Origin of the sequence: Priestia sp. TSO9, from assembly GCF_021029645.1 — a bacterium.
Lineage (GTDB): Bacteria > Bacillota > Bacilli > Bacillales > Bacillaceae_H > Priestia > Priestia megaterium_E.
In genome coordinates, this window is record NZ_JAJEKD010000016.1 from 118,449 (window position 1) to 132,460 (window position 14,012).

General features: G+C 38.5%; 14 protein-coding genes and 1 tRNA gene. 1 reads left to right on the forward strand and 14 read right to left on the reverse strand.

Annotated elements, in window-relative coordinates; translation table 11 throughout:
- Positions 1 to 84: 84 nt before the first annotated feature.
- The 7 genes from LJC66_RS25535 to LJC66_RS25565 form a co-directional block, all read right to left on the reverse strand.
- A complete protein-coding gene (locus LJC66_RS25535; RefSeq protein WP_013059701.1) occupies positions 85 to 1,269 on the reverse strand; it encodes a phosphoglycerate kinase in 1,185 nt (394 codons plus the stop codon).
- A gap of 309 nt (positions 1,270 to 1,578) precedes the next feature.
- Positions 1,579 to 2,586 carry a type I glyceraldehyde-3-phosphate dehydrogenase gene (gap, locus tag LJC66_RS25540; protein ID WP_098658961.1) on the reverse strand — a complete coding sequence of 336 codons (1,008 nt, stop codon included), beginning with the start codon at positions 2,584 to 2,586 and terminating at the stop codon, positions 1,579 to 1,581.
- A 45-nt stretch (positions 2,587 to 2,631) separates the two neighbouring features.
- Complete coding sequence (locus tag LJC66_RS25545) at positions 2,632 to 3,660, reverse strand: sugar-binding transcriptional regulator (RefSeq protein ID WP_013085386.1); 1,029 nt, start codon at positions 3,658 to 3,660, stop codon at positions 2,632 to 2,634.
- Between the two features lie 133 nt (positions 3,661 to 3,793).
- Positions 3,794 to 4,042, reverse strand: coding sequence for a glutaredoxin family protein (locus LJC66_RS25550; RefSeq protein WP_195695728.1), 249 nt, complete (start codon positions 4,040 to 4,042; stop codon positions 3,794 to 3,796).
- A gap of 12 nt (positions 4,043 to 4,054) precedes the next feature.
- The gene (rpoN, locus tag LJC66_RS25555; protein WP_230933781.1) at positions 4,055 to 5,365 is read right to left on the reverse strand and encodes an RNA polymerase factor sigma-54; all 1,311 of its coding nucleotides are present in this window, start codon (positions 5,363 to 5,365) and stop codon (positions 4,055 to 4,057) included.
- A gap of 285 nt (positions 5,366 to 5,650) precedes the next feature.
- Positions 5,651 to 6,325 carry a hypothetical protein gene (locus LJC66_RS25560; RefSeq protein WP_195695726.1) on the reverse strand — a complete coding sequence of 225 codons (675 nt, stop codon included), beginning with the start codon at positions 6,323 to 6,325 and terminating at the stop codon, positions 5,651 to 5,653.
- A gap of 201 nt (positions 6,326 to 6,526) precedes the next feature.
- Positions 6,527 to 6,598: transfer RNA gene (locus LJC66_RS25565), tRNA-Arg, on the reverse strand.
- Between the two features lie 220 nt (positions 6,599 to 6,818).
- Between LJC66_RS25565 and clpP the strand changes: the two genes are divergently transcribed.
- Positions 6,819 to 7,406, forward strand: coding sequence for an ATP-dependent Clp endopeptidase proteolytic subunit ClpP (gene clpP, locus LJC66_RS25570; protein WP_013059707.1), 588 nt, complete (start codon positions 6,819 to 6,821; stop codon positions 7,404 to 7,406).
- A gap of 33 nt (positions 7,407 to 7,439) precedes the next feature.
- Here clpP and LJC66_RS25575 read toward each other — a convergent pair whose 3' ends face one another.
- From LJC66_RS25575 to LJC66_RS25605, 7 genes are all read right to left on the reverse strand, one after another.
- Positions 7,440 to 7,694 carry an HPr family phosphocarrier protein gene (locus LJC66_RS25575; RefSeq protein ID WP_013059708.1) on the reverse strand — a complete coding sequence of 85 codons (255 nt, stop codon included), beginning with the start codon at positions 7,692 to 7,694 and terminating at the stop codon, positions 7,440 to 7,442.
- A 28-nt stretch (positions 7,695 to 7,722) separates the two neighbouring features.
- The gene (whiA, locus tag LJC66_RS25580) at positions 7,723 to 8,667 is read right to left on the reverse strand and encodes a DNA-binding protein WhiA (protein ID WP_013085390.1); all 945 of its coding nucleotides are present in this window, start codon (positions 8,665 to 8,667) and stop codon (positions 7,723 to 7,725) included.
- A 33-nt stretch (positions 8,668 to 8,700) separates the two neighbouring features.
- A complete protein-coding gene (locus tag LJC66_RS25585) occupies positions 8,701 to 9,687 on the reverse strand; it encodes a gluconeogenesis factor YvcK family protein (protein ID WP_013085391.1) in 987 nt (328 codons plus the stop codon).
- Positions 9,684 to 10,577, reverse strand: coding sequence for an RNase adapter RapZ (rapZ, locus tag LJC66_RS25590; RefSeq protein WP_013059711.1), 894 nt, complete (start codon positions 10,575 to 10,577; stop codon positions 9,684 to 9,686). The genes LJC66_RS25585 and rapZ overlap by 4 nt, the downstream gene beginning before the upstream one ends.
- Before the next feature lie 41 nt (positions 10,578 to 10,618).
- Complete coding sequence (locus tag LJC66_RS25595; RefSeq protein WP_013059712.1) at positions 10,619 to 11,077, reverse strand: 8-oxo-dGTP diphosphatase; 459 nt, start codon at positions 11,075 to 11,077, stop codon at positions 10,619 to 10,621.
- Between the two features lie 303 nt (positions 11,078 to 11,380).
- Positions 11,381 to 12,334, reverse strand: a complete 954-nt coding sequence (gene trxB, locus LJC66_RS25600; RefSeq protein ID WP_025752588.1) for a thioredoxin-disulfide reductase — start codon at positions 12,332 to 12,334, stop codon at positions 11,381 to 11,383.
- A 111-nt stretch (positions 12,335 to 12,445) separates the two neighbouring features.
- Positions 12,446 to 13,948 carry a tetratricopeptide repeat protein gene (locus tag LJC66_RS25605; protein ID WP_050688922.1) on the reverse strand — a complete coding sequence of 501 codons (1,503 nt, stop codon included), beginning with the start codon at positions 13,946 to 13,948 and terminating at the stop codon, positions 12,446 to 12,448.
- Between the last annotated feature and the right edge of the window lie 64 nt (positions 13,949 to 14,012).

The window sequence follows — 14,012 nt, forward strand, 5'->3', positions numbered from 1 at the left end:
CTCTTGGTCATCCATCTTCGCTGCTTGATAATTTTTTATATTATCAGTCGTCAGGTCGGTCCTCCGTCTTACTGAAACATAAACTTACTTATCGTTTAATGCAACTACGCCTGGAAGTTCTTTACCTTCCATAAACTCTAGTGACGCACCGCCACCTGTAGAAATATGGCTCATTTTATCAGCTAAGTTGAATTTTTCAACAGCTGCTGCAGAGTCTCCTCCGCCGATTACTGAATATGTGTCAGTTGCTTCTGCTAAAGCTTCTGCTACTGCTTTTGTTCCGTTAGCAAATGCGTCTAATTCAAATACACCCATTGGTCCATTCCAAATAACTAACTTAGAGTTTTTGATTACGTCAGCATAGATTTCACGCGTTTTCGGTCCTGCGTCTAAGCCTTCCCAATCGCTTGGAATATCTTCAATTGATACAACTTGAATATTAGCATCATTTGAGAAGTCATCTGCTACTACCACGTCCACTGGCATGTAGAAGTTTACTCCGTTTTTCTTAGCTTTTTCCATGAAAGATTTTGCAAGTTCAATCTTGTCTTCTTCAAGAAGTGATTTACCTACTTCATGGCCTAGTGCCTTAATAAATGTGTAAGAAAGTCCTCCACCGATGATTAAGTTATCTACTTTATCAAGCAAGTGGTCAATTACACCGATTTTGTCTTTAACTTTTGCTCCACCAACGATTGCAGTAAATGGACGTTCTGGGTTTGATAATGCTTTTGAAAGCACATCAAGCTCTTTTTCCATTAAGAAACCTGCTACTGCTGGAATATGTTGTGCAATTCCTTCTGTTGAAGCATGCGCACGGTGAGCTGCACCGAATGCATCGTTTACGTACACGTCTGCTAATTCAGCAAATGCTTTTGCTAATTCAGGATCGTTTTTCTCTTCACCTGGGTAAAAACGTACGTTTTCAAGTACTAAAACATCGCCTTCGCTCATGCCGTCGATTGTTTTCTTTACTTCTTCGCCAAAAGCTTCGTCAGCTTTTGCAACGTCTTTACCAAGAAGAGCTTGTAAACGTTCTGCAACAGCATTTAGACGTAACTCTTCAACAACTTCGCCTTTTGGACGTCCAAGATGGCTAGCTAAAATTACTTTTGCACCTTGTTCTACTAAATATTGAATAGTAGGAATAGCTGCACGAATACGAGTTTCGTCTGTTACTTTTCCGTCTTTCATTGGTACGTTAAAGTCTACGCGACAAAATACTCGCTTTCCTTTTACATCGATGTCTTTCAACGTTTTTTTGTTCATCGTTAAAAGGCCTCCTTAAGTATTTATGGTACTAAGCAAGTAGGCTTCTATGTAATCATCAATCCACAAGCCACCGTAGATTTCATTTTATATATTGGCGCCTTTCTATATAAAGTGAAACTCCAGTTAGCTGCTTATGACGCTTTTTCATGTAGAAGCCAATACATAAATCAAGGAAGAGGGGGTATGCCCCTCTCTTCCTTAGCAAGTCTTATTATAGTCGTTCTATTTTCAGATATCCAATAAAAAAGGAAAGTCTAGTCGATTTCTGTCTTATTGAATAAAATAGAAGCGAATTTTAAGTTATTCTTATAGTCCTTTAGCAGCGATGTATTGAGCAAGGTCTACTACACGGTTAGAATATCCGCTCTCGTTATCGTACCAAGAGATAACTTTAACCATGTTACCTTCCATTACCATTGTAGATAATGCATCGATTGTAGAAGAGTTGATGTTACCATTGTAGTCACCAGATACTAGTGGCTCTTCGCTGTAACCAAGGATGCCTTTAAGATCGCCTTCAGCAGCTTCTTTAAGAGCGTTGTTTACATCTTCAACAGTTACTTCTTTGTCAAGTTCAGCAACTAAGTCTACTAAAGAAACGTTTGGAGTTGGAACACGCATAGCTCCACCGTTTAATTTACCTTTTAATTCAGGTAATACTAGAGATACAGCTTTAGCAGCACCAGTTGAAGTTGGGATGATGTTTTCAGCAGCTGCACGAGCACGACGGTAATCTTTGTGTGGTAAGTCTAAGATTTGTTGGTCGTTTGTGTAAGAGTGAACTGTTGTCATCATTCCGCGTTTAAGACCGAACTTGTCATTTAACACTTTAGCAAATGGCGCTAAGCAGTTAGTTGTACAAGAAGCGTTTGAAATTACGTTGTGGTTAGCCGCATCGTATTTGTCTTCGTTAACACCCATTACGATTGTGATATCTTCGTCAGATGCTGGAGCAGAGATGATTACTTTTTTAGCTCCTGCTTCTAAGTGTTTCGCAGCGTCAGCGCGTTTTGTGAAGAATCCAGTAGATTCAACAACGATTTCTACGCCTTGTTTGCCCCAAGATAATTGAGCTGGGTCACGTTCAGCAGAGATTTCGATTGTTTTACCGTTTACTACTAAGTTGCTACCATCTACTACTACTTCTGCATCTAATTTTCCGTGTACAGAATCATATTTTAAAAGGTGAGCAAGCATGTTAGCATCTGTTAAGTCGTTGATTGCTACTACTTCAACGTTATCATTTTTTAAAGCTGCGCGGAATACATTACGGCCGATACGACCAAATCCGTTAATACCAATTTTTACTGACATGGGTATTTCCTCCTTGAATGTAAAAAGTATTTTTTATATGAGGGATTAATTAAAATCCCTTACTAACTCTTTTGCGGCGCCTTCATCTGTAATGAGAATCGAATCGTGCGCTTGTTGCATAAACGCTTTAATTGCCTTCGCTTTTGATGAACCTCCTGCAACAGCAATAACACATTTATTGTTCTTTAAATCATCGAGTTGTATGCCAACTGTTTTAACTTTATGAACAACTTCGCCTTGATGATTAAAATAGTATCCAAATGCCTCACCTACAGCATGTCCATTTTTCACTTTTTCTAAGTCTGCTTGTGGTGTTTTACGGCGTTCTGCCATTGTCATAGCGTCTCCTATTCCGTGAACAACCATACCAGCGGACTTAATTAAATGAAGCATGTCTTTAATAGATGGTTCACCGATAATAGATCGGTATGCTTCATCACTAAGCTGATCTGGAACATGAAGCAAGCGATAGTGACTCATGGACTTTTCAGCCATCTTAGCACAAATCGTATTTGCTTGGTTTTGTACATTTTCACCTAGCCCTCCGCGAGCAGGTACAAAAAGTACATCAGGGTGTTTTAAATCAGGTGTCATCATTTCAGCAACGGCGGCAAGCGTGGTACCACCTGTAACAGCAACGGTATTTTTTTTACCAACAAGGCGCTCCTTGATACACGAAACAGATGCTCGACCCATTTCATTTTTGACCCAAGGAGACTGATCACTATCTCCAGATACAACAACAACTTCTGATAAAGAAAACGCCTCTTTTAATGTTGTTTCCAATAATCGAAGTCCTGAAACTTCCTTCATTACTTCTTCTAATTCAGCCAGAAGGAGTTCTCCCTCATTTGTAAGCGTCATTCCACTAGGGTAAATGTCAATCAAATCTTGTTCTTTTAAGAATGTTACTTCGCTTCGTAACACACGCTCTGTTAGCCCAAGGCTTACAGCTAAGTTTCTGCGGCCAATCGGCTGCATTAAACGTATGTATTGCAAGATTTGATAGCGCTTTTGCATAACTGAGAGAAGTTCAGGTAATAATTTTCGTTGTACTTCTATTAAAGAACGCATGTTAAAATCCCCTTAAGGCATAAACTTGCTGGACATTTTTTGTCCCGTATAGACATATTATGTCCCACCTTGCGCAAAAAAAATTCACCCTGCTACAAAATCTATTCTAACAGGAGTGAATCCTTTATTCAACTCATGTGTTGCCTATTTTTAAAAGTAAGCGTTTTCTTAATGGAATACCTGTTATTTTTCCATATTCCACTTCTTCTTCATCCATTTCTACCACGGGAATGGCAAGGTGATACTTTTCCAGCCACTCATCGTTTTTGTAAATATCTCGTTCAATAAGCTGAAAGGGAAACTCCGACTGCAGCTCTGCAAGCAGCTTCTTTGCATCATCGCATAAGTGACAGCCATTTTTGGTATACAGTACGACTTCCACATTCCCACTCCTTTACTGCGTGACAAAAAGTTTTCGTTGACTGGATGGCAGAACGTTTAATTGATCTCGATATTTGGCTACCGTTCTTCTTGAAATAGTAACGTTATAATTGCTTTGCAAAACGTTAGCCAACTGCTGATCTGAAAGCGGACGCTGTTTGTTTTCTTCTGCTACTAGCTTTTTAAGCAGTTCTTTTACGTGAGTTGTAGAAGTCGCTTCGTTGTTGCCCAGTTGAATACTAGTTGAGAAAAAAGATTTCATTGAAAAGGTGCCAAAAGGCGTTTGAATATATTTGTGCCGAGTAGCACGGCTAATCGTTGATTCATGCACAGACGTTTGTTCCGCTACTTCCTTCATTGTTAACGGCTTCAAATACGAAGGACCCTTTTTAAAAAAGGCTTCTTGTTCAACGAGTAAGGTATTCATTAATGCGTTTAATGTATCTTTGCGTGTGTGTAAACTTTTCATAATCCACTGAAATTCACGATATTTCTCTTGCAAATAAGAAAACATTTCTTGGTTCTGCCTATTTTTCAGCTGAAGTTTGTATTGTTCATTCACTGAAAGACGAGGTTCCAAATCCTCATTTGCATAAGCAACGACATTTCCATCTTCAATTTTTACAATAAAATCCGGTACAATGAATCGTTCATTGGACTTCATATAAAACGATCCAGGACGAGGATTTAATTTCTTAATCTGTTCATGTAATTGTTGAAGAGCTTCAAGTGAGATTTGACATAACTTTGAGATTTTCATCCATTTTTTATACGCAAATTCCTCAAAATGATGTGTCAAAATTTGCTCTATTTTTTCTGTCCATTGATTACTTCTTTTTAATTGAAGCATTAAGCACTCTTGTAAACTTCTCGCCCCTACTCCTGCCGGGTCCATCTGCTGCACAAGCTGGAGAGCCTTCTCAACCTGCTCTTGACCTTGGCCAAGCTGGTTAGCAAGTATAATTAACTCATCATGCAAATAGCCAGCATCATCCAGGCTATTAATAACAAACTCAACGGCTGCCTGCTCACATTCATCTAATTTTAATAATGCGGATTGATTCATTAAATGTTCGTACAGCGTTTCTTTAGGAGCTGGTATACTGCTCATATAATCTGTTGAATCAGAAGTTGCATGATTTTTTTGATTGTGAGATGTATAGACGGGCAGCTCTGAAAAATCTATAAGCGGATTTTGAAGCGCCTGCTCATGTAAAAACGCTACAATATCCATCGATGAATATTGTAAAAGAGAAATAGCTTGTGATAATTCTTTTGACATCGTCAGCTTTAACGACTGCTGCTGAAATAATCCAATCTCCATTATTTCTCCCCTCCCCTTCATCTATTTTACTATAAAAACGCTTTCAAAGAGCATGTAACTATTTTTTATATGTAATTTTTTCATCAAAAAATCTTCGTCAACCTTTGTTAACGAAGCGGTTCATCCTATTTTTAATTACTAACCATCAAAAAAGTAATAGAGCTATGCACCTTTATAACTTTTCATTATAATTCGCACCGACCGCATGATCCGAGTAATAATCCGACATGACGTTTTCTTCGTCATGTCGAATTTTCTGCATGTGTATAATAATAGAAGAGTTACTTATTGAATGGTCTGTGCCATTTGCATAAACTTATCCAGGTTTTCTTCATTGTTTTTCGTGAAGATGGTTAGCTTCATTGGTTTCTTTCCTTTAACCAACACAGCGTTTACCGTATGATCGCCAGATGTGGCTTCATACCAAACAGAATCTTTGAAGATTCCATTCTCTTCAAGATTCTTTTTCTCTGCTGCATTTTTATTAACTGCTGTTGCCGTTTGTTTAACAGATTGAGCAGCGTCGTCCATCGATGCTTCTGATGAAAGCATTTCGATACGCATAAATTGAGAATCATCTGAAGTTAATACTAACGCATCTTTTCCTGGTTCTTCACCCGTTAGTTTATAACCGTCCATTACTTGAATAGAATAATCTTGTTCTGGGCTTTTTGTTAGTTTTGTTTCTGAAAAAGACGTTGACTGTCCATCTTCCGCTGTTTTGCTAGTTGACGATTGACTTCCTGAAGGTTTGGCTGAGACCTCGGAAGAATCCGCATCTTTTTTCGAATCTTCTTTTGCAGCGCCTGATGTTTGATCAGATTTAGAAGCCTTATCTTGCTGAACATTTTCTGCTTGATCATTAGACTTCGGCTGAGCAGCATCGTCGTTCGTCCCGCATGCAGACAGCAATAGTGCTACCGATGCACTGACAATGAAAAGTTTGTTCATATATTTCATATTTATTCCTCCTCCGTTTTTCTTTTCCTTATATACTGTTTTATAGTATTCTGACAAATTCCGCAACCGGTACAATGGAATTAATTTCTTGCTTCCTTACGCGTATAAAGGGTTATAGGAGGAAAATAAATATTATTTTTTGAGAAGATGAGCCTTTTTACTCAAAATAAAAAACGTTGCGTAATCCGCAACGTTTTAAGACGCCCTCGACAGGATTCGAACCCACCCTAAGAGAACCGGAATCTCTTGTGCTATCCACTACACTACGAGGGCATATTTGTCACAACTTCCATTATAGGAGAGAAAACTTCTCTTTTCAATAGAATACTACGTTTATTTTTTTTAGAAGGGGGAAAAATTTTAATAATGTCAAAGAGGAATACATAGTGTTTTAAGCGAATATGTGTAGTAGAGGTTCTTTTGTTTGACCTTTATTGACCATACGTGTATTATAGGTACATAACAAATTATTCTTGTTAAGGAGGAATTTAATATGAACTTAATTCCTACAGTTATTGAACAAACAAACCGTGGTGAACGTGCTTATGACATTTATTCACGTTTATTAAAAGACCGCATTATTATTTTAGGTAGTGCTATTGACGATAATGTAGCTAACTCAATCGTTTCTCAGCTTCTATTCTTAGCTGCTGAAGACCCAGAAAAAGATATCTCACTTTATATCAACAGTCCAGGTGGCTCTATTACAGCTGGAATGGCTATCTACGATACGATGCAATTCATTAAGCCAAAAGTTTCTACAATTTGTATCGGTATGGCTGCATCAATGGGTGCTTTCTTACTGGCTGCTGGTGAAAAGGGCAAACGTTTTGCTCTTCCAAACAGCGAAGTAATGATTCATCAACCTCTTGGTGGTGCTCAAGGACAAGCTACTGAAATTGAAATTGCGGCAAAACGTATTCTATTCTTACGCGAAAAACTAAATTCAATTTTAGCTGAGCGTACAGGTCAACCGTTAGAAGTGCTACAACGTGATACAGATCGTGATAATTTCATGACTGCTGAACGCGCTTTAGAATACGGTCTAATTGACAAAGTATTAGAAAACGACCCTAAATAAAAAAAAGCCTTTCCCCCTGCGGGAAAGGCTTTTTTATGCATCGTTCTCTACGTAAGCTACTAACGCATCCATTGCTTCTTTTTCATCTACCCCTTCAACAATGAGCGTAATGAGAGAACCATTATTAATCGCTAAGCTCATTAACCCCATGATACTTTTAGCGTTGACTACTTTCTCATCTTTCTTCAAGTACACATCCGATGTAAAACGAGTTGCTTCTTGCACAAACAGTGCCGCAACACGAGCTTGTAATCCCGTTTTTAATTTTACTTCTACTTGTTTTTCCATGATAAAATCCTCCCCCTTGCAATTCCCCTTATGTGACTGGCTGACCGGCGCGAAGCTTGTCTGCTATTTGGTCAATTTTACGCAACCGATGGTTAATGCCCGATTTGCTAATTTGACCTCCAGATACCATCTCACCAAGCTCCTTTAACGTAACGTCTTGGTATTCCACACGCAAACGAGCAATTTCTCTTAGCTTTTCTGGTAAGATGTCTAATCCAGCTGTTTCATCAATATAACGAATGTTTTCCACTTGACGAATAGCCGCTCCGATCGTTTTATTTAAGTTAGCTGTTTCACAATTAACTAAGCGATTAACGGAATTTCGCATATCTCGGACGATTCTTACATCCTCAAACCGTAAAAGAGCGTTATGGGCTCCAATGATATTTAGAAACTCCGTAATTTTTTCAGCTTCTTTCAAATAGTTAATATAGCCTTTTTTCCGTTCTAATGTTTTACTATTCAATTGAAATTCGTTCATTAAATTGCATAAAGCTTCGTTGTGCTCTTCATACAATGAAAAGATTTCAAGATGGTATGATGATGTCTCTGGGTTATTAATAGAACCGCCGGCTAAAAATGCGCCTCTTAAGTAGGATCGCTTACAGCACTTCTTTTGTACTAGCTCTGGTGAAATACGATGTGTAAACGTAAATCCTTCTTCTACAATTTTTAAGTCTTCCAAAAGCATTCTCGTTTTTTCTACTAATCGAACAATATACACATTGTTTTTCTTCAACCGCATTTTCTTACGCACAAGCAGTTCTACTGACACATCATAATTTTTCTTAAGCAGGACATAAATGCGCCGAGCAATCGCTGCGTTTTCTGTTTGAACATCAACCGTGAATTTTTTATTCGAAAAAGAAAGTGAACCATTCATTCGAATTAATGCAGAAAGCTCTGCTTTTGCACAGCAATCTTTGACTTCTAAATTCGTTAACTCTTTTTTTGTTTCTGATGCAAATGACATAACTTCACCTCCAATCTACATACGGAAATAGTGTTAAACACCCGTATTCGCTTTACCTTGCAGCGATGTCAGCATAGAATACACAAGCTTTGCTACTTTTTTTGTATCATGCCTAATTACGCTGCCGTCATACTGAATAATTTGATCTTCAATCACTTCTAACCCTAACTTTAGCAATACTTCACGATCATATTCTACAGGCTGAGCCTGCTCTACTTGATATTTCTTTTTCAAAGGTGCTGGAATAGGTGCATTATTGACAATAATCGCATCTAAAAATGCACACGGCATATGATTGTAAAGCGCTTTAATATGATCACTTGCCTTAAAGCCTAATGTCTCACCCGGCTGCGTCATCACGTTGCATACGTACACTTTCTTTGCTTTTGTCGAACAAAGCTCGTTACAAATATCCTGAACCAGTAAATTCGGCAAAATACTTGTATAAAGACTTCCGGGCCCCAACACAATTAAATCAGCGCGTCGAATAGCTTTTATTGTCTCGACAAGCGGTTTCACATCAGCGGGCGATAAAAATACTTTATTAATTTTTTTATTAACTTCTGGAATTTTAGATTCACCTGTTACGATGGATCCATCTTGCATCTCCGCATGCAGCACAACACTTTGATTAGCTGCTGGAAGTACTTTCCCTCTGACGTTTAGTACTTTGCTCATTTCTCGTATAGCATGCACAAAATCGCCAGTAATAGACGTCATAGCTGCAAGCAACAAATTGCCAAGAGAATGGCCTGTAAGCTCATTTCCTGTATCAAATCGATGCTGAAAAAGCTCTTCAACTAGTGGCTCTACATCAGATAAAGCAACTAGCACATTTCGAATATCACCAGGAGCAGGGATTTCAAGTTCATCGCGCAATCGGCCAGAACTTCCCCCGTCGTCTGCTACGGTCACGATGGCTGTAAGATCAAGAGGGTATTCCTTCAACCCTCTTAACAGCACTGGTAAACCCGTTCCTCCCCCAATGACGACAACTTTTGGAAGCTGTTCACTGCTCATCTATGATTTTCCTTTCTCCTCTCAATGTCACGATGAGAAATATGAGTTTTGTATTCATTCTGGAAATGGTGACCTAAATATTCAGCTAGTGTGACGGAGCGATGCTGTCCGCCTGTGCAGCCTATAGCAATGACCAGCTGGCTTTTACCTTCTCGCTTGTACTGTGGAAGCATAAACGAAAGTAAGTCTACTACTTTTTCAATGAACTTTTGAGTTTCCGTCCATTTTAATACGTAAGAAGAAACCTCTTCTTCAAGCCCCGTTTTAGGACGCATATGGTCAATGTAGTGAGGGTTTGGCAAAAAGCGCACATCAAAGACTAAATCAGCGTCAATAGGCACACCATATTTAAAACCAAACGACATCACATTAACAGTAAAAACCTGTGAAGCGTGCGACGAAAACTGAGTTAAAATTTTTTCTCTAAGCTCTCTTGGTTTTAACTCTGACGTCTCATAAATAAGCTGAGCTCTTCCCTTTAACTCCTCAAGAAGCTCACGTTCCATACCAATTCCTTCTAAAGGTAAACCCGAAGGAGCTAGCGGATGTGAACGTCTCGTTTCTTTATAGCGCGTCACCAATACAGAATCTTTTGCATCTAAAAATAAAATTTGTGGCGTGACCCACGTTGTTTCACTCATGTTATCTAATGCTTCAAACAGGCTTTCAAAAAACTCTCTGCCTCGCAAGTCCATAACAAGAGCAACTTTATTCATTTTATTCCCTGACTCTTTCATGAGTTCTAAAAATTTCGGTAGCAATGTAGGGGGTAAATTATCTACACAAAAGAACCCTAAATCTTCAAAACTCTGAATTGCTACTGTTTTTCCTGCACCTGACATTCCAGTAATAATCACTAATTGAATATCGCTTACAGACCCAGTACTCATTTTCCATCCCCCTCAATCTATGCATACATGTCTATTTATCATTAACAAGGATCAATTCGGTAAGATAATAACTCGAAATCTGTTGTATACGTAAAGTTGCCATAAATAACACCCGACCCTTTTGCTACATAATCGATAATGTGATGATCTCCCGGTGCCATCGGCAATTCACTTACTTCACTCAAATTATGCCAACCGAGTTTGCCTTCTTCTGATTCTAGCACATTTGTCCCATCAAAATCTGTAGCAAAAAAAGTAAACATCATCCATTCAGATGAAATTTGATCGTTTTCTTTCATCGTAAAAGTAAAGATACCTTTTACAGTGGGATTTTTCAAATAAATTCCCGTTTCTTCACGAAATTCTCGTACAACAGAGTCTTTTACAGATTCTCCTTGCTCCATTTTCCCGCCCGGGGCCACCCACCAGTTTCGTCGTGGCTTTTGAAGCAACAATACTTTATCATCTTTCATTAATACACAATTTGTGACCCTTTGCATGTTTTCCACCTCATCATATGTATACTGACATTTTCTTTTATTATACTACGAAACAAACTTCTCTCACAACGGAGATGAACTAACTATTACTAAATTTTCTGAAAATAATCCATTGCTGTTATATACGTAAATTCAATCTGTTATAGTCACAAAAAAGAGGCATAGGAACACGTCCTATGCCCGACATACATATATTTTATAAAAGGGGGTCAATTACTATCTATATAGTACCCCATCAATGTTTCACAGGTGTTACAGAACAGTTAAAACCGAATTACGTTTTGTAAAAGATTGATTTCAGCCTTATTGCTGAATAGCTTTTAACTTTTCTTTTAACTCTTCTACATAGTGCTGAGCCGCTTGAGCAGCAATGCTGCCATCGCCTGTAGCTGTTACAATTTGACGAAGAGCCTTTTCACGAACGTCTCCAGCTGCGAACACACCTGGTACTTTTGTTTCCATTTGCTCGTTCGTTTCAATATATCCTTCTTTATTCGTGATGTTTAGGCTTTCGAATGGTTTTGTTAGTGGAACCATTCCAACATAAATGAATACGCCGTCCGCACCAAACTCGCGCTCTTCACCTGTTTTTGTGTCTACTAACGTTACGCTGCCTACTTTACCGTCTTTTTCTTTTACTTCTTTGACCGTTGTATTCCAAATAAAATCAACTTTTTCGTTATCAAATGCACGCTGCTGTAGGATTTTTTGCGCGCGAAGCTCATCGCGTCGGTGAATAATTGTTACTTTTGTTGCGAAGCGTGTTAAATATACGCCTTCTTCAACCGCAGAGTCTCCACCGCCTACAACGACTAGCTCTTTACCTTTAAAGAATGCACCGTCACATACAGCACAATAAGATACGCCGCGGCCGCCTAGTTCTTTCTCTCCTGGCGCACCTAATTTTTTATATTCAGCACCAGTAGCAACGATTACTGAACGTGTTTTATATTCTTTGCTGCCTGCACGAACTGTCTTGTATTCTTCTCCGTCGATGATTTCTTTAATATCACCGTACGCATATTCCGCACCAAATTTTTTTGCATGCTCAAACATTTTGTTAGAAAGGTCAGGACCAAGGATATGATCATAACCTGGATAGTTTTCTACATCTTCCGTATTAGCCATTTGACCGCCTGGAATTCCGCGTTCAATCATTAGTGTTGATAAATCTGCACGAGATGTATATACAGCAGCAGTCATACCTGCTGGGCCTGCCCCAATAATAATGACATCATAAATTTTTTCTTCTGTCATTGCTTTACACTCCTTTTAGGAAATTCCTTCGTAGTTGATTCCAAATTTATGGATAATTATTTCGTTACCACTATCCTAATATGTTCTTCCTATTATCGTCTATTTTTTTGCTCAATTTAATAACGTATTCACAATTTTACTGTACTTTCTCACTGTTGCAGCGGAAATGGAATATTGTTTTGCCGCATCGGCTTGAGTAATAGACTGGTTTTGTTCTTTCGCCCATATATATGTGACGGCTGCGGCCCATGCATTTACGTTCACATGCTGAAAATCATAGGATTGTTTATATACCTGTACATATACATAAAACCAAAAGCTTAAAAGATCCTGGATATCACTTTCAGTCTGCGATTCCATCTCCAGTTCAATAACATCTGCCACCTCAAAAATCACATGGTGTTTATCCTGCCATACATACGTATATACTTCATCTAAAAGTGTACTCATATGTATGGACGACTTGATTTCTTCTAAAAGAAGCAGACGCTGTTGTTCAGGAAGCTTCTTCGCCATATACAGGCTGTAAAGCTGATCATGAACATTTTTTGTTGCACATTTCTTTTTCGCTGTAATATCCACTTTCGATTGAAAAACCTTCGCAGCTTTTTGACTGATGCGCCAAGGCTCCTCTCCTTCTTTATCAGGAACGTCTTCCAATGCCAGCTTCCACATTTCTTTAGCGAACGCTTCACGTCCAGTATAGTAAGAGGCATATGAGAGCCAATAATGAAATGAGTTGTCTCCTTGAAATCCTTGTGTATAAAGCTTCTTCAACCATCTGTATGATAGTTTGTATTGACCAATCAACGCAAATGTAGCTCCAAGCTTATAGCGGTGTTCAAAGGACATCGGATAAACGCGGCTAAGCCCGTCTGTAAGCTCCTCAACTTCTTTATGCTTATGGCAATAATAATAGAAAATCAGCTGATTGCATAACGCATGAAGATTTCCAGGGTTTTTCTCCAATACTTCATTCAGCAAATCCATTGCCTCATCAATTTTATTTAAATAAAAATAAGCTAACGCTAAATTATTATATGCAGACCAGAATTCTGGATACTCATCAATTATTTCAGTTAACAAATCCACTGCTTCTTCAAAATTCGTTGCTTCAAGCAGTCTTTTTGCTTGTTCTTGTTTTATAATCAGCATGTCGCCTAGCTGATTTTTAGGCTCTTCATCTTCTTCATCCACATCAATTGATAGTAAATCTAACAGATCTGTAGCCGATCGAAAGAGGTCACCATTTGGAAAATGCTCAATGTAATACATCGCGTATTTTTTTGATTCTTCAAACAGTCCAAGATGCGCATAGCTGTTGGCTATATAGTAGTAACAGCTTCCTAATGTATCGTCCATATGATGAATCACATGGAGAAAAAGCTCGTTGGCATCTTGATAATCTCCCCGCTCCGTTAAAGCTACTCCAACGTTTGTAAGAAGCTGTGGATTACGGGCATTTTCTTTGTTTGCACGCGTTAAATACTTGAGCGCTTTATCTGACTCCTCTTCTTCAAACGCCTGCAGCGCTTTTTCGAAATAGAAGTCACCCGTTTGCGAAAATGGAATTACTTGTGCCATTTTTTGAATTACTTTTGAGTGTTTTTCCATTAAGCCCTCCAAATAAGTTGATAATTTCGACGTTCGTAGTATATCACATTTGCCAAGAAGTTTA